The following is a 21,463-nucleotide window of genomic DNA, read 5'->3' as shown; positions in this document are numbered from 1 at the left end:
GCGTTATCTTGATGTGAATAAGCTTATATTCATGACAGAGAACTGAGTAGTAGCTAAAATAGCCTTCACAGTCTCATAAATAGGACAATAAGATGACTAAGCCGGATCTCAATGATTTCGCGTGGTTTGTTCACGTCGTTGAAGAAGGAGGATTCGCTGCGGCCGGTCGGGCGCTCGATGAACCGAAATCAAAACTGAGCCGTCGAATTGCACAACTGGAGGAGAAGCTGGGGGTGCGATTGATTCAGCGAACCACCCGGCAGTTTAATGTTACTGAAGTTGGACAAACGTTCTACGAACACTGTAAGGCTATGCTGGTGGAAGCACAGGCAGCGCAGGATGCCATTGCGGCGTTGCAGGTAGAGCCGCGAGGTATTGTGAAGCTGACCTGTCCGGTCACTTTACTGCACGTGCATGTCGGCGCCATGCTTGCCCGTTTTATGGCGCGTTATCCTGACGTATCCGTACAACTGGAGGCCACTAACCGCCGTGTGGACGTCGTTGGTGAAGGCCTTGATGTCGCGATTCGCGTCAGACCCCGTCCTTTTGAGGATAGCGATCTGGTAATGCGTGTACTTGCTGACAGGGGGCATCGCCTGTATGCCAGCCCGCGATTGATCGAGCAGATGGGCACTTTACATGCGCCAGCGGAGCTGACCCGATGGCCGGGTCTGAGCCTGGCCACGGGTAAGCATGTGCATCGCTGGGAATTATTTGGCCCACAGGGCGCGCGTGCGGAGGTGCATTTCACACCGCGTATGATCACCACCGACATGCTGGCTTTACGCGAAGCGGCAGTGGCAGGTGTAGGGGTCGTTCAGCTCCCGCAATTGATGGTAAAAGAGCAAATAGCGGCGGGCGAGCTGGTGGCATTACTCGACGGTTGGGAACCAAAGCGAGAGATCATTCACGCGGTCTTTCCATCGCGCAGGGGGTTATTGCCGTCGGTTCGTGCATTGGTGGATTTCCTCACGGAAGAATATGCACGAATGAACGAGGATTAAATACGTAATATCAGCCAACAAAAAAGGCCGGTTAAACCGACCTTTTATTATCTGGACGCCATTCGGGCGTTAAAACAATCAGCGACTACGGAAGACAATGCGGCCTTTGCTCAGGTCGTACGGGGTTAGTTCAACAGTCACTTTGTCGCCCGTCAGGATGCGGATATAGTTTTTACGCATTTTACCGGAGATGTGTGCAGTAACCACGTGACCGTTTTCTAACTCTACGCGGAACATGGTATTAGGTAACGTATCGAGAACGGTACCCTGCATTTCAATATTGTCTTCTTTGGCCATCTAATCCTCTGGGGTATCACTACCGTAATTTGAACCGGCAAGATAATGCCGAAGTTCTTTTAATAAGTAAAGATTTGTGCGTTTAAAACGCAGCAAATCGGGTTTGGCGCATTACTCTAACCGCACACAACAAAGCCGCACTAAAAGCGCAACGTGTAAGGGAACGATGAGATAAACGATAGGCGTTGCCTGACGCGAACTGTTCCTTAACGGCGGCGGGGTAATGGGCTAAACCGACTCTGCGGCACCAATTATAACACCCCGACAAAAAATGTGCCGAAAACATTCACTCCTGAGGCGAAAATAACGTCCTGGGCACCCAGAAGTGGCTCGGTAGGCGCTGCTGGCGTAGCCTGCTTAAATGTTCAAGGTAGTCCCTGCGCGGAGTCTCAACGGCTCCCAGTGACGCGGTATGGGTATTTAACACCTGGCAATCGATTAATTTTCCGCCCTGACGGATAAATTCGGCGCAAAAAACAAGCAGTGCGGTTTTGGAGGCATTTTCCTGGCGACTGAACATCGATTCACCGCAAAAAAGGGTACCTTGCGCAACGCCGTACATCCCGCCGACTAATTCATTTTGCCGCCATACTTCAATAGAGTGCGCGTGTCCAAGTTCATGCAGCCGATGATAGGCATCCACGACATCATGCGTTATCCAGGTGCCTTCTTCCCGGTCGTTTGCACATCCTTCAATGACCTGACCAAACGCGTAATTGAGCGTCACGCGATACGGTGAGTGTTTATGAAAGCGCTTCATGCTGCGACTTACGTGAAATTTGTCAGGCCAAAGAATGGCGCGTGGGTCGGGCGACCACCAGAGGATAGGGTCGCCAGGGGAAAACCACGGGAAAATACCGCGTTGGTAGGCCATTAGCAGGCGCGCAGGGCTGAGATCGCCCCCCAGCGCCAACAAACCGTTAGGCTCGCGTAAAGCGCCTTCCGGTGAGGGGAAGGCGATAGAATGGCGGGACAGTTGCACCAGGCGCATGACAGCGAAACTCCACTACGCGAGTTGGATCGTTCAATAATAGCTTACAGACGTTGCTTAAACTGGTAATAACGCCCCTGCCTGGCTAACAGATCTGCGTGATTACCTTGCTCAATTATGCGTCCGTTGTCCATCACTATTATTTGATTAAATCGCGACAGTCCGCGCAGGCGATGTGTGACCATGAGTACGGTTTTATTGCACATCACATCGTTAATCAATTCAAGCATTTGGCTTTCCGTTGTCGCATCCAGACCTTCAGTCGGTTCATCCAGAAGCATCAGCGGCGCATCGTGCAGCAAGGCTCGCGCGATAGCCAGACGACGGAGTTCGCCGCCAGAAAGCTGTCGACCACCTTCACCTAACCAGGCGTTGAGTCCATCACCCTCAAGCAGTTTGTCCAGACCGACGCGGCACAGCATCGCGGATAGCGCTTCATCGCTGGCGTGTGGCGCAGCCAGCAGCAGGTTATCGCGCAATGTCGCACTGAACAGATGCACTCGTTGTGGTACGACGCTGATGCATTGACGCAATGCGGCTTCGTTCAGCGTTGAAATCGGACGATCGTTAATCAGAATTTCGCCGCTTTGTGGATCCCATGCACGGGTCAATAACTGCAGTAACGTTGATTTCCCACAGCCTGTCCGACCCAGAATCGCAATGTGTTCACCGGGTTTAGCGAGCAAAGAAAGGGTGTCCAGCGCTTTTTGCGTTTGCCCAGGATAGCTGAAAGACACCTCACGCAATGTCAGAGTAATCTGTTCTGAAACAGTAGATTCCGTATCCGGGAAGGTGACTTCCGGCTGCTGTTCGGTCAGTTCGGTAATACGTAGCGCTGAAGCAATCACCTGGCCGAGATGCTGAAATGCGCCGGTGACGGGTGCTAATGCTTCGAAAGCGGCCAGCGCGCAGAACACAAACAACGCTATCAGTGCGCCAGGTTGTGTGTTTCCGCCTACACCACCTGAAGCCATCCATAACATCATCACTACAGCCAGAGCGCCAATCAGTAGCATGACAGCCTGAGACAAGGCCGTTAATTCGGACTGACGACGCTGCGCTTCGTGCCACTGTAATTCGGTGGCTTCCATTTGTGTGCGATAGCGTTCACTGGCGCCAAAAATGGTCAGCTCAGCCTGACCCTGTAACCAGGAGGTCAACTGCTGACGATATTGCCCGCGCAGATGCGTCAGGTTCTGCCCGGTGCTTTTACCCGCCTGATAAAACAACGGGGGCAAGATGAACAGAGTAAGCAGCATAATGCCGCCAAGAGTGATGGCGAGCGTGAGATCGAGAACGCTCAATCCTAGCGTGACCACCACAATAACGACAAACGCACCCACCAGCGGGGAGAGCACGCGCAAATAGAGATGATCGAGCGTGTCGACATCCGCCACCACGCGGTTAAGCAATTCACCTTGTCCATAACGGGACAGGCCAGCAGGGGAGAGCGGCAGCAATTTGCTGAAGGTGTAAATACGCAAATGCTGCAATACACGAAACGTCGCATCGTGGCTGACCAGTCGTTCAAAATAACGACCTGCGGTTCGGGTAATTGCCGCCCCGCGAACGCCAGCTGCCGGGAGCATGTAGTTAAAACTGTAAATCCCGGTGACACCGACAACGGCGGAAGCAGACAGGAACCAGCCTGAAAGCGTCAGCAAACCAATGCTTGCCAATAATGTGACGATCGCCAGAACGATCCCCAGTGTTAACATCCATTTATGACGTTTATACAGCGTCAGATAGGGTAGCAAAGCGCGCATTTAGATGTCCTCCTGACGGTGAGCCAGTAATGTCGCAAAAGCCCCGTTGGCTGTACTAAGTTGCGCATAGGTACCTTGTTCGACAATCTGACCGTCTTGCATGACCCAGATAGCGTCCCAGTCGGCAAGATCTTCCAGCTGGTGCGTAACCATCAGTGTGCTCTGGCGGCACGATGCCGCATTCAACGCCTGCATCACACGTTGTTCGCTGTGTGCATCCAGACTGGCTGCGGGTTCGTCGAGCAGCAGTAGCTGACACGGGTTGAGTAAGGCGCGGGCAACGGCAACACGCTGCGCTTGCCCGACAGAAAGTCGACCAGCCTGGTCGCCCACAGGGGTATCCACACCCTGAGGAAGCAGCGGTAAAAATTCACTGACCCAGGCGCTATCGAGCGCGGCCTGTAGCTGTTCTTCGCTGGCATCAGGGCATGCCAGCAGCACATTTTCGCGCAATGTCGCTGCCGGAAGCTGCGGGTTTTGCCCAACCCATGAGAGTTGTTTACGCCAGGCGTCAGGCGACAAGTCACGAAGTTCAAAGCCATTAATACGCAATGAGCCCTGATATGAGAGAAAACCAGACAGGACATTCAGCAACGAGCTCTTACCGGAACCACTGCGCCCAACCAGCACCGCGCGCTGGCCTGCGGGTAGGGAGAAGTTAAGCGGACCCGCCAGGATTTTGCCTTCGGGTGAGGTGATGATCAGATCTTCGGCTTCAATTGCAACCGCGTCTTTGGTCGCCAGCTCAATATCGCCACGCTCAGGATGCGCGAGCGGGGTTTCCATGAACGTTTTCAGACTGTCGGCAGCGCCTACCGCTTGCGCCTTGGCATGGTAAAACGTCCCCAGATCGCGCAGCGGCTGGAAAAATTCCGGTGCCAGAATCAGCGCCAGGAAACCTGCCGCCAGCGTGACGCCGGTTCCGTAGTGGCCGAAATCAAGCTCGCCAAGATAAGAAAAACCGAAGTACACGGCTACCAGAGCAATGGAGAGCGAAGTGAAAAACTCCAGCACGCCCGAAGAGAGGAATGCCAGGCGAAGCACTTCCATCGTGCGCTGACGGAAATCCTGCGATGCAGCCCGAATGCTTTCCGTCTCCGCTTCACCGCGACCAAAAATTCTCAGTGTTTCCATGCCGCGCAAGCGATCGAGGAAGTGACCGCTGAGTCGGGCAAGTGCCTGAAAGTTACGCCGGTTGGCATCGGCAGCGCCCATACCGACCATCGCCATAAACAAAGGGATTAGGGGGGCGGTTCCCAGCAGGATAAGGGCTGCAACCCAGTTTGACGGGAAAACGGCAGCCACAATCAATAACGGGACGCATACCGCAAGCGCCATTTGCGGCAAATAACGCGCATAGTAGTCATGCATATCGTCAATCTGTTCCAGAATCAGCGTGGCCCAGCTTCCGGCTGGCTTCCCCTGTATCCATGCTGGCCCCGCCTGTTGCAGACGGTCCAGAACCTGACGACGAATCTCAAAACGAATATGTTGGCCCGCATGAAACCCTATTCGCTCACGTAACCAGACAACCCACGCCCGCAGGATAAAAATCAAGACCAGCACGACGAAAGGGAACAGCAGCGCTTCACGGGGAATATTTTCCATGATCATGTGCTGCAGAATCCGAGCCATGAGCCAGGCCTGAGCGACAATTAACAGGCCACTCACGAACCCCAACAGGCGTGAAATATTCAGCCAGCGTTGAGAAATGACACTTTGCTGTTTTAACCAGCGGGTAAGCTCTTTTTGACGGGTTTTATTCATTGCACGCTTAGCAGGTGAGTTATTGGAATTTTTGGGCAGGACAATGTTACAACGGGGCAAAAATAAAGGCGACTTATAGTCGCCTTTTTTACTTTTGTTACTGATTTGTAAAAACTATTTGCAGGCGTCCGCCAGACCGTCGAGATAACGTTCAGCGTCCAGGGCGGCCATACAACCTGTGCCAGCTGAGGTAATCGCCTGACGATAAATATGGTCCATCACGTCACCGGCAGCGAACACACCAGGAATGCTGGTTTGTGTCGCATTGCCGTGAATACCGGACTGAACTTTGATATAGCCGTTTTCCAGTTCAAGTTGACCATCAAAAATAGCCGTGTTCGGGCTGTGGCCGATGGCGACAAACAATCCGGCGACGTCGAGAGATTCAACGTTGTCAGTATTTTGCGTATCGCGCAGGCGCAATCCGGTGACACCCATTTGATCGCCAGTCACTTCTTCCAGTGTGCGATGCGTGTGCAGCACGATGTTGCCGTTTTCAACTTTGTCCATCAAACGTTTGATGAGGATTTTCTCAGCACGGAAACTGTCGCGGCGGTGAATCAAGTGAACTTCGGAGGCGATATTCGCCAGGTACAACGCTTCTTCCACCGCGGTGTTGCCGCCGCCGATCACCGCAACTTTTTGGTTACGATAGAAGAAACCGTCGCAGGTTGCGCAGGCGGAGACGCCGCGGCCTTTAAAGGCTTCTTCTGAAGGTAAGCCCAGATAACGTGCTGAAGCGCCAGTGGCGATAATCAGTGCGTCACAGGTGTACTCGCCGCTGTCTCCGGTGAGGCGGAAAGGGCGGTTTTGCAGATCAACCTTGCTGATGTGATCGAAGATGATCTCCGTTTCAAATTTCGTTGCGTGCTCGTGCATGCGCTCCATCAGCAGCGGGCCAGTGAGATCGTTTGGATCGCCAGGCCAGTTCTCCACTTCTGTTGTCGTGGTCAGCTGACCGCCTTTTTCCATACCGGTAATCAGCACCGGCTGCAGGTTTGCGCGCGCAGCGTAGACGGCGGCGGTATAGCCCGCAGGGCCTGAACCCAGAATAAGAAGTTTACTGTGTTTGGTCGTGCCCATGAGATCCCCATAGTTGTTGGTAGGCAATGGGCAGGATTGTAGGGAATTTGCAGACGTAAAAAAAGAGTATGGCGATTTTGTTAACAATATGTGTAATAGCGGAAACCGATGATGGGCAAAATTGAGGGTAACGCGCTTCCCTAATTTATTCGAGTGGGTGGCCGCGTGAAGCCAACGCACAGGCGACGTGAACTATGACAGGGATATAATGATTTCTACTTAAAATCGGTCAGTTATAAGGTGATAAAATGACGATTTTCCATCACTCCCAATGAATAACTGGCATGTTGTACTAAAAATCGATGTTTTGCTTTGACAATCACCTGCTGTTTTGCGAAAACATTCAAGGAAGAAAAAAACTGTGTCATGTATATGCTGCATAATCATGCATGTAGATACCATGTTTACCGGGTTAGTGAAATCTACGCATGGTGTGGACAGATGCCATTCGTGATGTCGATAGCCGCCGACAGGCAACGGTCTTCTCACCATAAACCCAGGCATTGCGCACCGTAAATCCCTCTGGGTTGCGGTTTATTGTGATGGGTAGCGACTCTGAACAGTGATGTTAGTAGAGTCAGGCAGGAGTAGGGAAGGAATACAGAGAGACAATAATAATGGTAGATAGTAAGAAGCGCCCTGGCAAAGATCTCGACCGTATCGATCGTAACATTCTTAATGAGCTGCAAAAGGATGGGCGTATTTCTAACGTCGAGCTTTCAAAACGAGTGGGACTTTCTCCAACGCCCTGCCTTGAGCGTGTGCGTCGGTTGGAAAGACAGGGTTTTATTCAGGGCTATACAGCGCTGTTGAACCCGCATTATCTGGATGCATCACTTCTGGTTTTTGTTGAGATTACTCTGAATCGTGGCGCCCCGGATGTGTTTGAGCAATTTAACACTGCAGTACAAAAACTTGAAGAAATTCAAGAGTGTCATTTGGTTTCCGGTGATTTCGACTATCTGCTGAAAACACGCGTACCGGATATGTCGGCATACCGTAAGCTGCTGGGGGAAACCCTGCTGCGTCTGCCTGGCGTGAATGACACACGTACTTACGTGGTAATGGAAGAAGTCAAACAGAGCAATCGTCTGGTAATTAAGACGCGCTAACACGGAACAGGTGCAAAATCGACGCAGTTTGATTACACTCCTGTTAATCCATACAGCAACAGTGCCGGGGTAACCCGGTGCTGTTGTCCGTTTTAGCATCGGGCAGGAAAAGCCTGAAACCTGGAGAGCCGTTTTTGAGCCAGGAATACACTGAAGACAAAGACGTCACATTGACGAAGTTAAGCAGCGGGCGCCGACTTCTGGAAGCGTTGCTGATTCTTATTGCCCTTTTTGCCGTCTGGTTGATGGCAGCCTTACTCAGTTTTAACCCTTCGGACCCCAGTTGGTCGCAAACCGCATGGCACGAGCCTATCCATAATCTGGGTGGAATACCCGGCGCATGGCTGGCGGACACGCTGTTCTTCATTTTTGGTGTCATGGCCTACACCATTCCCGTCATCATTGTCGGTGGCTGCTGGTTTGCCTGGCGACATCAGGCCAGCGACGAATACGTCGATTACTTCGCCGTATCGCTGCGTATTATTGGCGTTCTGGCGCTGATCCTCACCTCTTGCGGGCTTGCCGCAATCAATGCCGATGACATCTGGTATTTTGCCTCTGGCGGCGTTATTGGCAGCCTGCTCAGTACTACGCTGCAACCCCTGCTGCACAGCAGTGGCGGTACGCTTGCGCTGTTATGTATCTGGGCCGCGGGTTTAACGCTGTTTACTGGCTGGTCATGGGTGAGCATTGCCGAGAAACTGGGTGGCTGGTTACTGAATATCCTGACATTTGCCAGCAATCGTACTCGTCGCGATGATACCTGGGTCGATGACGAAGAATATGAAGATGATGAAGAGTCTGTCGATGCCGGTGATGGCCCCCCGCATGAATCTCGACGGGCACGTATTCTGCGCGGAGCGTTAGCGCGTCGTAAACGGCTGGCAGAGAAGTTTACCAATCCACTTGGGCGTCACACTGATGCCGCGCTGTTCTCCGGCAAGCGCATGGATGATGAGGACGAAATTGAATACAGCGCACGTAGCGTTGTAGCCGATCCTGACGATGTGTTGTTCTCTGGCAACCGTGCCACAGTGCCTGAATACGATGAATTCGACCCGCTATTAAACGGCCATTCAGTGACTGAGCCGGTCACCGCGGCGGCAGCCGCCACTGCCACTGCGGCAACTCAGGCCTGGAGTGCGCCAGTCGACCCGCTGCTGCAACCTGCGCCAGTACCGGGAACCGTTTTAGAGCAACCCACTCCCGCTGTGGCATGGCAGTCCGCACCGGCTCCGCAAACTGGTGAAGCGGTTATCGCGCCAGCGCCGGAAGGTTACCCACAGCCCGTTCAGTACGCGCAGCCTCCGGTTCAGCCTTATGAACCCTGGCAGCAACCTGCACCGGTTGAACCGCAGATGCCATATTCTGTACCGCCAGTTGCCGAAGCTGGCTATGAACAGCCGGCGATGCCGCAACCGGCAATGCCGTGGCAAGCACCTGAGCCGGTGGTGGAACACGCCTGGCAACCAGAGCCGGTTTACCAGCAGAGTGCGCCGCTTGAACCGCAGCCTGTCTATCAGCAAGACATCGTGCAGCAACAACCCGTGGTTCATCAGCAACCCGTGGTGGAACAGCCGCCGGTTGCCGAGCCTGAACCTGTCGTTGAAGAGGTGAAACCAGCACGTCCACCGCTCTACTATTTTGAAGAAGTGGAAGAAAAACGCGCGCGTGAACGTGAGCAGCTAGCTGCCTGGTATCAACCGATTCCAGAACCCGTACAAGAGCCTGAGCGGGTGAAACCCGTTGCGCCGTCTATGCCAACAGCATCCATACCTCCCGTTGAGTCTGTGGCTGCCGCAGCACCGCTGGCTGCTGGGGTGAAAAACGCTGCATTGGGTGCCGGTGCAGCCGTTGCCGCACCGGTATTTAGTCTTGCAGGGAGCGGTGCGCCGCGTCCGCAGGTGAAAGAGGGAATTGGCCCGCAACTGCCGCGCCCTAATCGTGTGCGTGTCCCGACACGCCGAGAGTTGGCTTCATATGGCATTAAGTTGCCGTCACAACGTATGGCGGAAGAGAAAGCGCGCGAAGAGCAGCTTGATACGGATGTGCAATACAGTGACGATGAAATTGATGCCATGCAGCAGGATGAACTGGCGCGTCAGTTTGCCCAGTCGCAGCAGCATCGCTATGGTGAAGAGTATCAGGATGATACAGCGCATGCTGATGACGAAGATTCAGCTGCAGAAGCTGAACTGGCGCGTCAGTTCGCTTCTTCCCAACAGCAACGTTATTCCGGCGCACAGCCTGCCGGGGCGAATCCATTCTCACTTGATGATTTTGAATTCTCACCAATGAAAGCGTTAGTGGATGAAGGTCCGCATGAGCCGCTGTTTACCCCCAGCGTGATGCCGGAACCTGCGCCACAGTATCAACAGCCTGTCGCACCGCAGCAGCATTACCAGCAGCCGCCACAGCCTGTTGCACCGCAGCAGCATTACCAGCAGCCGCCACAGCCTGTTGCACCGCAGCAGCATTACCAGCAGCCGCCGCAGCCTGTCGCGCCGCAGCAGCATTACCAGCAGCCACCGCAGCCTGTCGCGCCGCAGCAGCATTATCAGCAGCCGCCGCAGCCTGTCGTGCCGCAGCAGCATTATCAGCAGCCTGTCACACCGCCGCCGCAGGAAAGCCTGATCCATCCGTTGTTGATGCGTAATGGCGACAGCCGCCCTGTACAGCGTCCGACGACGCTGCTGCCATCGCTGGATCTGCTCACCCCACCACCGGCGGAAGTTGAGCCAATAGATACATTCGCGCTGGAACAAATGGCGCGTCTGGTGGAAGCGCGTCTGGCCGATTTCCGTATTAAAGCCGATGTGGTGAACTACTCGCCCGGACCGGTCATTACCCGTTTTGAGCTAAATCTGGCGCCGGGTGTTAAAGCTGCGCGTATTTCTAACCTTTCCCGAGATCTGGCGCGCTCGCTATCAACCGCGGCAGTTCGTGTGGTGGAGGTTATTCCGGGTAAACCGTATGTCGGACTGGAGTTGCCGAACAAAAAACGCCAGACAGTCTATCTGCGTGAAGTACTGGATAACGCGAAATTCCGTGATAATCCGTCACCGCTTACTGTCGTTCTCGGCAAGGACATTGCTGGTGAACCTGTGACTGCCGATTTGGCGAAGATGCCACATCTGTTGGTGGCAGGTACTACGGGGTCAGGTAAATCTGTTGGGGTCAACGCCATGATCCTCAGCATGCTCTACAAGGCGCAGCCGGAAGATGTTCGCTTTATCATGATCGACCCGAAAATGCTCGAGCTGTCGGTTTATGAAGGTATCCCGCATCTGTTGACTGAAGTTGTTACGGATATGAAAGACGCAGCCAATGCCTTGCGCTGGAGCGTTAATGAAATGGAACGCCGCTATAAGCTGATGTCTGCGCTGGGCGTGCGTAACCTTGCGGGCTACAACGAGAAGATTGCGGAAGCAGATCGTATGGGACGTCCAATCCCGGATCCGTACTGGAAACCAGGCGATAGCATGGATGTCACTCATCCGGTACTGAAAAAAGAGCCGTATATTGTGGTTCTGGTCGATGAATTTGCTGATCTGATGATGACTGTCGGTAAAAAAGTGGAAGAACTGATTGCCCGTCTGGCGCAAAAAGCGCGTGCGGCAGGTATCCACCTGGTGCTGGCAACCCAGCGTCCGTCAGTTGACGTTATCACTGGGCTTATCAAAGCAAATATCCCGACGCGTATAGCGTTTACTGTCTCGAGCAAAATTGACTCTCGTACCATTCTTGATCAGGGTGGTGCTGAATCCCTGTTGGGCATGGGCGATATGCTCTATTCTGCGCCAAACTCAACGATTCCGGTGCGTGTACATGGTGCTTTTGTGCGCGATGAGGAGGTTCACGCGGTCGTCCAGGACTGGAAAGCGCGTGGCCGTCCACAGTACGTGGAAGGCATCACCTCGGACACCGAAAGTGAAGGTGGCGGCGGTGGTTTTGACGGTGGGGAAGAGCTGGATCCGTTGTTCGATCAGGCGGTGAATTTTGTTACCCAGAAACGCAAAGCTTCCATCTCCGGCGTCCAGCGCCAGTTCCGCATTGGTTATAACCGTGCGGCGCGCATCATCGAACAGATGGAAGCGCAGGGAATTGTCAGCGAGCAGGGACATAATGGCAATCGTGAAGTGCTGGCTCCACCGCCCTTTGATTGATTGCAAAGTTAAGTAATTCAGTATTTTCTACTTTCCTCATGCTGATTTTTGGCCTGAAATGGATAGCAGAAGGAGCTCCCCGTTGGGAGTGACGTATTTTGAGGAATAACGATGAAAAGAATCGCAATCACCTGTGCATTATTGTCGAGCTTTGTGGTGAGCAGCGTTTGGGCTGACGCCGCCAGCGACCTGAAAAGCCGTCTGGATAAAGTCAGCAGCTTCCACGCCAGTTTTACCCAGAAGGTAACGGATGGTAGCGGCGCAGCGGTGCAGGAAGGCCAGGGTGATTTATGGGTTAAACGTCCGAATCTGTTTAACTGGCATATGACACAGCCTGACGAAAGCATTCTGGTCTCTGATGGTAAAACACTGTGGTTCTTCAACCCGTTTGTTGAGCAGGCGACGGCGACCTGGCTGAAAGATGCCACGGGTAACACGCCGTTTATGCTGATTGCGCGGAACCAGTCCAGCGACTGGCAGCAGTACAATATTAAGCAAAACGGCGATGATTTTGTGCTGACGCCCAAAACCAGCAGCGGAAATCTGAAGCAGTTCACCATCAATGTTGGCCGCGACGGAACAATTCATCAGTTTAGCGCTGTTGAACAGGACGATCAGCGTAGTAGCTACCAGTTGAAATCGCAGCAGAACGGCGCGATCGAACCATCAAAATTCACCTTTACCCCGCCACAAGGCGTAACGGTAGACGATCAACGTAAGTAGAGGCGTGTGAGTGAGCAATCTGTCGCTCGACTTTTCTGATAATACCTTTCAGCCACTGGCCGCACGTATGCGGCCAGAAAATTTAGCACAGTACATCGGCCAGCAGCATCTGCTGGCTGCAGGTAAACCCTTGCCGCGCGCCATCGAGGCCGGGCACCTGCACTCTATGATTTTATGGGGGCCGCCGGGGACGGGGAAAACCACGCTAGCCGAAGTTATTGCCCGTTACGCCAACGCCGATGTTGAACGAATTTCGGCGGTTACCTCTGGCGTAAAAGAAATTCGTGAAGCGATTGAGCGGGCGCGTCAGAATCGTAACGCGGGTCGACGTACGATCCTGTTCGTGGACGAAGTTCACCGTTTTAATAAAAGCCAGCAGGATGCGTTTTTACCGCATATTGAAGACGGTACCATCACGTTTATTGGCGCCACCACAGAAAACCCCTCGTTTGAGCTTAACTCGGCACTGTTGTCGCGGGCGCGTGTTTATTTACTGAAGTCGTTAACCACCGACGATATTGAACAGGTGCTGGACCAGGCGATGTCAGATAAAGCCCGTGGTTACGGCGGCCAGGATATCGTACTGCCGCCAGAGACGCGTCGGGCGATTGCCGAACTGGTTAATGGGGACGCGCGGCGAGCGCTGAATACGCTGGAAATGATGGCCGATATGGCCGAAGTTGATGATTCTGGCAAGCGCGTATTGAAACCAGAATTGCTCACTGAAATTGCCGGTGAGCGCAGCGCACGTTTCGATAATAAAGGCGATCGTTTTTACGACCTGATCTCAGCATTGCATAAGTCGGTTCGCGGTAGTGCACCGGATGCGGCGCTTTACTGGTATGCGCGCATCATTAGCGCAGGCGGTGACCCGCTCTACGTTGCCCGTCGCTGTTTGGCAATTGCCTCTGAAGATGTGGGAAATGCCGACCCTCGCGCTATGCAAGTGGCAATTTCTGCATGGGATTGCTTTACCCGCGTAGGCCCCGCGGAAGGTGAACGCGCTATTGCTCAGGCGATTGTTTATTTGGCCTGCGCGCCGAAAAGTAATGCGGTATACACCGCCTTTAAAGCCGCCCTGGCTGATGCCCGTGAACGCCCCGATTACGACGTACCGGTGCACTTGCGTAACGCGCCGACGAAGCTCATGAAAGAGATGGGTTATGGCCAGGAATATCGCTACGCCCATGATGAGCCAAATGCCTACGCTGCCGGAGAAGAATACTTCCCGCAGGAAATGGCACAAACGCGCTATTATCACCCGACAAACAGAGGTCTTGAAGGCAAGATTGGCGAAAAGCTCGCCTGGCTCGCCGGACAGGATCAAAATAGCCCTATAAAACGCTACCGTTAGTGTTATCGTTGCGGTAATGTTGTCAATGTATCCCTGTGACCGCAGGCTGTGGTCACTTTCTCCTATTTTAATTCGATAAGCACAGGATAAGCATGCTCGATCCCAATCTGCTGCGTAATGAGCCAGACGCAGTCGCAGAAAAACTGGCAAGCCGGGGCTTTAAGCTGGATGTAGATAAGCTGCGCGCTCTTGAAGAGCGTCGTAAAGTTCTGCAGGTACAAACTGAAAACCTGCAGGCAGAGCGTAACTCTCGATCGAAATCCATCGGCCAGGCAAAAGCGCGCGGGGAAGATATCGAGTCTTTACGTCTGGAAGTGAACAAACTGGGCGAAGAGCTGGATGCCGCGAAAGCTGAACTTGATACCTTACAGGCAGAGATCCGCGACATTGCGCTGACCATTCCTAACCTGCCGGCGGACGACGTTCCGGTAGGTAAAGACGAGAATGACAACGTTGAAGTGAGTCGCTGGGGTACCCCACGTGAGTTCGATTTCGATGTGCGCGATCACGTGACGCTGGGTGAAATGCACTCAGGTCTTGATTTCGCCGCTGCGGTTAAACTGACCGGCTCTCGTTTTGTTGTCATGAAAGGGCAGATTGCGCGTATGCACCGTGCGCTGTCTCAGTTCATGCTGGATCTGCATACTGAACAACATGGCTACAGTGAAAACTACGTTCCGTATCTGGTCAACCATGACACGCTGTACGGTACCGGTCAGTTGCCGAAATTTGCTGGCGATCTGTTCCATACGCGTCCGCTGGATGAAGAAGCCGACAGCAGCAACTATGCGCTGATCCCAACGGCAGAAGTTCCGCTGACCAACCTGGTACGCGATGAAATCATTGACGAAGACGCGTTGCCAATCAAAATGACTGCGCATACGCCATGCTTCCGTTCTGAGGCCGGTTCTTACGGTCGTGATACCCGCGGTCTGATCCGTATGCACCAGTTCGACAAAGTTGAGATGGTGCAGATTGTTCGTCCTGAAGATTCTATGGACGCGCTGGAAGAGATGACCGGTCATGCTGAAAAAGTACTTCAGCTGCTGGGCCTGCCGTACCGTAAGATCGTTCTGTGTACTGGTGACATGGGCTTCGGCGCATGCAAAACCTACGATCTGGAAGTGTGGATCCCGGCACAGAATACCTATCGTGAAATTTCCTCCTGCTCCAACGTGTGGGATTTCCAGGCTCGCCGCATGCAGGCGCGTTGCCGTAGCAAATCTGACAAGAAAACACGTTTAGTGCATACGCTGAACGGTTCTGGTCTGGCAGTGGGACGTACGCTGGTTGCCGTTATGGAAAACTACCAGCAAGCTGATGGCCGTATTCAGGTACCGGAAGTATTACGTCCGTACATGAATGGCCTGGAATTCATCGGCTAAGTCATTTTTCCTTGCTAAAAAAGCGCCTCAGGGCGCTTTTTTTACGCCCGTTTGATGCCGGACAATAACCCTTACTCCATTAGTGGTAATACTGCCTTCGAATGAAAGTCAGTATTTATCTCTGTCTTTGCATAAATTCGCTATATAACGGTCTGTATAACGATAGTATCGATATATAAACGACTATACAACGAACATTCCCTTTTTGTTTATTGTGAGCAGCAGAGTGAGCCACTATGAAAACTAAGATCCCCGATGCCGTGCTGGCAGCTGAGGTGAGTCGTCGCAGTTTGGTAAAAACGACGGCGATAGGCGGACTGGCAGTAGCCAGTAGCGCGTTTACCCTGCCATTTACCCGTATTGCAAACGCTGCAGATGCCATCAACCCGTCACCCGTCAATGAGAAAGTGATCTGGAGTGCGTGTACGGTAAACTGCGGTAGCCGTTGTCCGCTGCGTATGCATGTCGTAGACGGTGAAATCAAATATGTCGAGACCGACAACACGGGCGATGATAACTATGACGGCTTGCATCAGGTTCGTGCCTGCCTGCGTGGTCGGTCCATGCGTCGTCGAGTTTATAATCCCGATCGTCTGAAATACCCAATGAAGCGTGTCGGCAAACGCGGTGAGGGTAAATTTGAACGCATCAGTTGGGATGAAGCCTACGATATCATCGCCAGCAATATGCAGCGTCTGATTAAAGACTACGGTAACGAGTCTATCTATCTTAACTATGGGACCGGTACGCTGGGCGGCACGATGACGCGCTCATGGCCGCCGGGTAAAACGCTGGTAGCACGTTTAATGAACTGTTGCGGCGGTTACCTGAACCACTATGGGGATTATTCTTCTGCGCAAATCGCGGCTGGGCTGAACTATACCTATGGCGGATGGGCAGACGGTAACAGTCCGTCTGACATTGAAAACAGTAAGCTCGTTGTCTTGTTTGGTAATAACCCTGGCGAAACGCGTATGAGCGGTGGTGGGGTAACCTATTACCTTGAACAGGCGCGGCAGAAATCGAATGCCCGCATGATCATCATCGATCCCCGCTACACGGATACCGGTGCGGGACGCGAAGATGAATGGATCCCCATTCGACCGGGTACAGATGCAGCGCTGGTTAACGGTATTGCCTATGTGCTGATCAGCGAGAATATGGTTGATCAACCGTTCCTCGATAAGTACTGCGTGGGCTATGACGAAAAAACCCTCCCGGCAGGAGCGCCGAAGAATGGTCACTATAAGGCGTATATTCTCGGTCAGGGTAAAGACGGTATCGCGAAGACCCCGGAATGGGCTGCGCAGATAACCGGTATTCCTGCTGAACGAATTGTTAAGTTGGCGCGTGAAATTGGTAGCGCGAAACCCGCCTACATTAGCCAGGGCTGGGGACCGCAGCGCCACGCCAACGGCGAGATTGCGACCCGTGCCATTTCGATGTTGGCCATTCTGACCGGCAACGTCGGTATTAACGGCGGCAACAGCGGTGCACGTGAGGGATCATACGATTTACCGTTTGAGCGTATGCCAACGCTGGAAAACCCCGTCGAAACCAGTATCTCAATGTTTATGTGGACGGATGCGATTGAGCGTGGTCCGGAAATGACGGCGCTGCGCGACGGTGTTCGTGGTAAGGATAAGCTCGACGTTCCGATTAAGATGATCTGGAACTATGCCGGTAACTGCCTGATTAACCAGCACTCTGATATCAACCGTACGCATGAAATCCTGCAGGATGATAAGAAGTGCGAAATGATCGTCGTTATCGACTGCCATATGACCTCCTCGGCGAAATATGCCGATATTCTGCTGCCGGACTGCACGGCCTCTGAGCAGATGGACTTTGCGCTGGATGCATCTTGCGGGAATATGTCCTACGTGATTTTCACCGATCAGGCGATCAAACCGCGCTTTGAATGCAAGACTATCTACCAAATGACCAGCGAGCTGGCGAAACGCCTTGGCGTCGAGCAACAGTTTACGGAAGGCCGTACTCAGGAAGAGTGGATGCGTCATCTGTATGAACAGTCGCGCAAGGCTATACCGGAACTGCCAACATTTGAAGAGTTCCGTAAGCAGGGCATCTTTAAGCAGCGTGATCCTGAAGGACATCACGTGGCGTATAAAGCGTTTCGTGAAGACCCCAAAGCCAATCCGCTTACCACGCCGTCAGGCAAGATTGAAATTTATTCTCAAGCGCTGGCAGAAATCGCCGCAACCTGGGAATTGCCGGAAGGTGATGTGATCGATCCATTACCGATTTATACACCGGGCTTTGAAAGCTTAAACGATCCACTGGTGGAAAAATTCCCTCTGCAATTAACGGGCTTCCATTATAAATCTCGCGTCCACTCGACCTATGGCAACGTTGACGTTCTGAAAGCGTCCTGTCGCCAGGAAATGTGGATTAACCCGATGGATGCACAACGACGCGGTATTAACAACGGCGACAAGGTACGTATCTTTAACGACCGTGGCGAAGTGCATATTGAGGCTAAAGTTACCCCGCGTATGATGCCTGGCGTTGTCGCGCTGGGTGAGGGCGCCTGGTATGACCCGGATGTGAAACGTGTGGATCAGGGCGGTTGTATTAACGTGCTGACGACCCAGCGGCCTTCTCCTCTCGCTAAGGGGAACCCATCACATACGAACCTTGTTCAGGTTGAAAAGGTGTAAGGAGTAACCGATGACAACCCAGTATGGATTTTTTATTGATTCCAGCCGTTGCACCGGTTGCAAAACTTGCGAACTGGCCTGCAAAGACTTCAAAAATTTAACGCCGGACGTCAGTTTCCGCCGTATTTACGAATACGCCGGCGGTGACTGGCAGGAAGATAACGGTGTCTGGAACCAGAGCGTTTTCGCCTACTACCTCTCCATTGCGTGTAACCACTGTGAAGACCCGGCCTGTACCAAGGTGTGTCCAAGCGGCGCGATGCACAAACGTGAAGATGGTTTTGTGGTCGTGGATGAAGACGTGTGCATTGGCTGCCGCTATTGCCACATGGCCTGCCCGTATGGCGCACCGCAATACAATGCTGCCAAAGGGCACATGACCAAGTGCGATGGTTGTCATGAACGCGTTGCTGAAGGTAAGAAGCCCATCTGTGTCGAATCCTGTCCGCTGAGGGCGCTGGACTTCGGCCCGATAGAGGAACTGCGTAAAAAACATGGCACCCTGGCCGCTGTTGCGCCGCTCCCTGGCGCGCACTTTACCAAACCGAGCATCGTCATCAAACCAAATGCCAATAGCCGCCCGACCGGGGATACCACGGGTTATCTGGCTAATCCGAAGGAGGTGTAAGATGGGAAGTGGATGGCATGAATGGCCGCTGATGATCTTCACTGTTTTCGGACAGTGTGTTGTGGGTGGTTTTATCGTTCTGGCGCTGGCGCTGATGAAAGGGGACTTACGCCCTGATTCACAACAGCGTGTGATTGCCTGCATGTTTGGCCTGTGGGTATTGATGGGCATCGGTTTTATTGCTTCCATGCTTCACCTGGGCTCACCGATGCGGGCGTTTAACTCCCTCAACCGTGTCGGTTCTTCCGCGCTAAGTAACGAAATTGCCAGCGGCTCGATCTTCTTTGCCGTTGGTGGTCTTGGCTGGTTATTGGCGGTGTTGAAAAAAATGTCGCCAGCATTACGCAATCTGTGGTTAGTTCTCACCATGGTGCTGGGCGTCGTTTTTGTCTGGATGATGGTGCGCGTATATAACACTATTGATACGGTGCCTACCTGGTATAGTGTCTGGACGCCGATTGGATTCTTCCTGACATTGTTCATGGGAGGGCCGCTGCTGGGATATCTGCTACTACGCGTTGCCGGAATTGACGGCTGGGCGATGCGACTGCTGCCTGCTATTTCAGTGCTTGCGCTGGTCGTAAGCGGCATCATGTCCGTGATGCAGGGGGCCGAGCTGGCGGCAATCCACAGCTCAATTCAGCAGGCATCTGCGCTGGTGCCCGATTACGGTTCGCTGATGGCATGGCGGATTGTGGCACTGGCTTTAGCGTTGTGCTGCTGGATTGTTCCGCAGGTGAAAGGCTACCAGCCGGCAATACCGCTGCTTTCCGTCGCGTTTATTCTGCTGTTAGTCGGTGAGCTGATTGGCCGCGGCGTGTTCTATGGTCTGCATATGACCGTCGGCATGGCGGTCGCCAGCTGACCTGAAAATGCCGAATGGCATCGCACTTGTCCGGCCTGCACATTACAGTACTGAACGTGTAGGTCGGATAAGGCGTTAATACGGTCATCCTACAAATAAAAGATGCCGATTATCCATGAATTTTTTCGACTGAACGTAGCGGGTCAATTTTGTTTTAGATCAATTAAAACAAATAGATGTATTTTCCCATTTTTTATCAATCCGCATTAAGAATCAGTAATACGAATCGATCCTCCTGAAAGCGCCTCAGGCCCCTGATTGCGCCGATTGACAATGTTTTTTGCAGTGGCATGATGCGCATGAAATTTGAACTTCCTCACGGTTTTTATTCATGTCCACCTATACCCGTCCCGTCATGCTATTGCTGTGCGGGCTGCTTCTGTTGACCCTGGCGATCGCCGTGTTAAACACGCTCGTCCCGCTTTGGCTCGCCCATGAAAATCTGCCAACCTGGCAGGTAGGAGTGGTCAGTTCGTCTTATTTCACCGGAAATCTGGTTGGAACGTTACTGACCGGGTACTTAATTAAACACCTCGGTTTTAACCGCAGCTATTACATCGCGTCGCTTATTTTTGCCGCGGGCTGTGTCGGGCTGGGCCTCATGGTCGGTTTTTGGAGCTGGATGACCTGGCGTTTTATCGCGGGAATCGGTTGTGCCATGATCTGGGTGGTGGTGGAGAGTGCGTTGATGTGCAGCGGGACGTCGCGTAACCGTGGACGCTTACTTGCCGCCTATATGATGGTCTATTACGTGGGGACGTTTTTAGGACAATTATTGGTCAGCAAAGTCTCGACAGAATTAATGAATGTTCTGCCGTGGGTGACCGGCACTATCCTTGCCGGAGTATTACCGCTGCTCTTTACCCGCATTGTGAATCAGCAGGGTGATGAACAACAGTCAACCCCCATTGTTTCTATGCTGAAGCTTCGCCAGGCCCGTCTGGGGGTAAATGGCTGCATTATCTCCGGGATTGTGCTGGGGTCACTGTATGGCCTGATGCCGCTGTACCTCAACCATCAGGGTGTCAGCAATGCCAGCATTGGTTTCTGGATGGCGGTACTGGTCAGTGCAGGTATTCTGGGACAATGGCCAATTGGTCGTCTGGCCGATAAATTAGGTCGTCTGCTGGTTTTGCGCGTCCAGGTCTTTGTGGTGATCGTCGGGAGTATCGCCATGCTAAATCAGGCGGCGATGGCACCTGCATTGTTTATGCTGGGCGCGGCAGGTTTCACTCTTTATCCGGTTGCGATGGCCTGGGCCTGCGAGAAAGTAGAACATCATCAGTTGGTCGCTATGAACCAGGCATTGTTATTAAGCTATACCGTGGGTAGCCTGCTTGGGCCATCATTTACCGCAATGCTGATGCAAAATTACTCTGACAGTTTACTGTTTATCATGATTGCCAGCGTATCGTTTATTTATTTACTGATGCTGCTGCGTAAGACAGGACATACACCGAATTCTGTGGCGCATATCTGATCTAACAGGATAAAAACAGGTTCCCATACATGCTGTTTATGTATACTTTATGGGAGCCTGTTTTATTTAAGTATCGCTATTCTTTCCTGAAAATAAAATGTGCAGAAGATTATAGTTTTACATTCTGCCGTTTCCGCTTGGCCATTTTACCGCGCATAATC

At 52.8% G+C, this 21,463-nt stretch carries 15 protein-coding genes; 10 read left to right on the top strand and 5 right to left on the bottom strand.

Translation table 11 applies throughout. The annotated features are described in order from the left end of the window. The first annotated feature begins 92 nt into the window (after nt 1-92). On the top strand, nt 93-1,004 hold the full coding sequence (locus RYZ59_RS12195) for a LysR family transcriptional regulator (protein WP_318047957.1): 912 nt from the start codon (nt 93-95) through the stop codon (nt 1,002-1,004). Between the two features lie 78 nt (nt 1,005-1,082). Here RYZ59_RS12195 and infA read toward each other — a convergent pair whose 3' ends face one another. From infA to trxB, 5 genes are all read right to left on the bottom strand, one after another. Next, entirely contained in the window at nt 1,083-1,301 is a 219-nt protein-coding gene (gene infA, locus RYZ59_RS12190) for a translation initiation factor IF-1 (protein ID WP_002211347.1), read from the bottom strand. A gap of 286 nt (nt 1,302-1,587) precedes the next feature. After that, entirely contained in the window at nt 1,588-2,292 is a 705-nt protein-coding gene (aat, locus tag RYZ59_RS12175; protein ID WP_318047958.1) for a leucyl/phenylalanyl-tRNA--protein transferase, read from the bottom strand. Between the two features lie 44 nt (nt 2,293-2,336). Then, on the bottom strand, nt 2,337-4,058 hold the full coding sequence (gene cydC / locus RYZ59_RS12170) for a heme ABC transporter ATP-binding protein/permease CydC (protein WP_318047959.1): 1,722 nt from the start codon (nt 4,056-4,058) through the stop codon (nt 2,337-2,339). Further along, complete coding sequence (gene cydD / locus RYZ59_RS12165; RefSeq protein ID WP_318047960.1) at nt 4,059-5,825, bottom strand: heme ABC transporter permease/ATP-binding protein CydD; 1,767 nt, start codon at nt 5,823-5,825, stop codon at nt 4,059-4,061. It lies immediately after the preceding gene. Nucleotides 5,826-5,939: 114 nt separating this feature from the next. Then, nucleotides 5,940-6,908, bottom strand: coding sequence for a thioredoxin-disulfide reductase (trxB, locus tag RYZ59_RS12160; protein WP_005123580.1), 969 nt, complete (start codon nt 6,906-6,908; stop codon nt 5,940-5,942). Between the two features lie 617 nt (nt 6,909-7,525). On the opposite strand from trxB, the gene lrp reads away from it, so the two are divergent. The 9 genes from lrp to RYZ59_RS12115 all read left to right on the top strand — a co-directional run bounded on the left by lrp (nt 7,526) and on the right by RYZ59_RS12115 (nt 21,302). After that, on the top strand, nt 7,526-8,020 hold the full coding sequence (gene lrp / locus RYZ59_RS12155; RefSeq protein WP_000228473.1) for a leucine-responsive transcriptional regulator Lrp: 495 nt from the start codon (nt 7,526-7,528) through the stop codon (nt 8,018-8,020). A 134-nt stretch (nt 8,021-8,154) separates the two neighbouring features. Next, on the top strand, nt 8,155-12,186 hold the full coding sequence (gene ftsK / locus RYZ59_RS12150) for a DNA translocase FtsK (protein WP_318047961.1): 4,032 nt from the start codon (nt 8,155-8,157) through the stop codon (nt 12,184-12,186). A gap of 111 nt (nt 12,187-12,297) precedes the next feature. Beyond that, a complete protein-coding gene (gene lolA / locus RYZ59_RS12145) occupies nt 12,298-12,909 on the top strand; it encodes an outer membrane lipoprotein chaperone LolA (protein ID WP_040233939.1) in 612 nt (203 codons plus the stop codon). 10 nt (nt 12,910-12,919) lie between these two features. Further along, entirely contained in the window at nt 12,920-14,263 is a 1,344-nt protein-coding gene (gene rarA / locus RYZ59_RS12140; RefSeq protein WP_003836910.1) for a replication-associated recombination protein RarA, read from the top strand. Nucleotides 14,264-14,355: 92 nt separating this feature from the next. Then, the gene (gene serS, locus RYZ59_RS12135) at nt 14,356-15,648 is read left to right on the top strand and encodes a serine--tRNA ligase (RefSeq protein WP_137383501.1); all 1,293 of its coding nucleotides are present in this window, start codon (nt 14,356-14,358) and stop codon (nt 15,646-15,648) included. A gap of 236 nt (nt 15,649-15,884) precedes the next feature. After that, nucleotides 15,885-18,329, top strand: a complete 2,445-nt coding sequence (gene dmsA / locus RYZ59_RS12130) for a dimethylsulfoxide reductase subunit A (RefSeq protein WP_202039029.1) — start codon at nt 15,885-15,887, stop codon at nt 18,327-18,329. A 10-nt stretch (nt 18,330-18,339) separates the two neighbouring features. Beyond that, the gene (locus RYZ59_RS12125) at nt 18,340-18,957 is read left to right on the top strand and encodes a DMSO/selenate family reductase complex B subunit (protein WP_318047962.1); all 618 of its coding nucleotides are present in this window, start codon (nt 18,340-18,342) and stop codon (nt 18,955-18,957) included. A gap of 1 nt (nt 18,958) precedes the next feature. Continuing rightward, nucleotides 18,959-19,822, top strand: coding sequence for a dimethyl sulfoxide reductase anchor subunit family protein (locus RYZ59_RS12120; protein WP_318047963.1), 864 nt, complete (start codon nt 18,959-18,961; stop codon nt 19,820-19,822). Between the two features lie 331 nt (nt 19,823-20,153). After that, nucleotides 20,154-21,302: an MFS transporter gene (locus RYZ59_RS12115; protein ID WP_318047964.1), complete on the top strand. Its 1,149-nt coding sequence runs from the start codon at nt 20,154-20,156 to the stop codon at nt 21,300-21,302. Nucleotides 21,303-21,463 lie beyond the last annotated feature (161 nt).

The sequence above is a fragment of the Citrobacter sp. HN-141 genome (assembly GCF_033341895.1).
In the GTDB taxonomy this organism is placed as follows: domain Bacteria; phylum Pseudomonadota; class Gammaproteobacteria; order Enterobacterales; family Enterobacteriaceae; genus Citrobacter.
The sequence above is the reverse complement of the archived record's forward strand: the minus strand, read 5'-3'. Positions and strand labels throughout refer to the sequence as shown.

What these genes read in the sequence shown, in the direction of transcription:
- RYZ59_RS12120 (WP_318047963.1), top strand. Translation starts at nt 18,959, where the DNA reads ATGGGAAGTGGATGGCATGAATGGCCGCTGATGATCTTCACTGTTTTC.
- dmsA (WP_202039029.1), top strand. Translation starts at nt 15,885, where the DNA reads ATGAAAACTAAGATCCCCGATGCCGTGCTGGCAGCTGAGGTGAGTCGT.
- RYZ59_RS12115 (WP_318047964.1), top strand. Translation starts at nt 20,154, where the DNA reads ATGTCCACCTATACCCGTCCCGTCATGCTATTGCTGTGCGGGCTGCTT.
- RYZ59_RS12125 (WP_318047962.1), top strand. Translation starts at nt 18,340, where the DNA reads ATGACAACCCAGTATGGATTTTTTATTGATTCCAGCCGTTGCACCGGT.
- serS (WP_137383501.1), top strand. Translation starts at nt 14,356, where the DNA reads ATGCTCGATCCCAATCTGCTGCGTAATGAGCCAGACGCAGTCGCAGAA.
- infA (WP_002211347.1), bottom strand. Translation starts at nt 1,301, where the DNA reads ATGGCCAAAGAAGACAATATTGAAATGCAGGGTACCGTTCTCGATACG.
- aat (WP_318047958.1), bottom strand. Translation starts at nt 2,292, where the DNA reads ATGCGCCTGGTGCAACTGTCCCGCCATTCTATCGCCTTCCCCTCACCG.
- lolA (WP_040233939.1), top strand. Translation starts at nt 12,298, where the DNA reads ATGAAAAGAATCGCAATCACCTGTGCATTATTGTCGAGCTTTGTGGTG.
- lrp (WP_000228473.1), top strand. Translation starts at nt 7,526, where the DNA reads ATGGTAGATAGTAAGAAGCGCCCTGGCAAAGATCTCGACCGTATCGAT.
- trxB (WP_005123580.1), bottom strand. Translation starts at nt 6,908, where the DNA reads ATGGGCACGACCAAACACAGTAAACTTCTTATTCTGGGTTCAGGCCCT.
- RYZ59_RS12195 (WP_318047957.1), top strand. Translation starts at nt 93, where the DNA reads ATGACTAAGCCGGATCTCAATGATTTCGCGTGGTTTGTTCACGTCGTT.
- cydC (WP_318047959.1), bottom strand. Translation starts at nt 4,058, where the DNA reads ATGCGCGCTTTGCTACCCTATCTGACGCTGTATAAACGTCATAAATGG.
- cydD (WP_318047960.1), bottom strand. Translation starts at nt 5,825, where the DNA reads ATGAATAAAACCCGTCAAAAAGAGCTTACCCGCTGGTTAAAACAGCAA.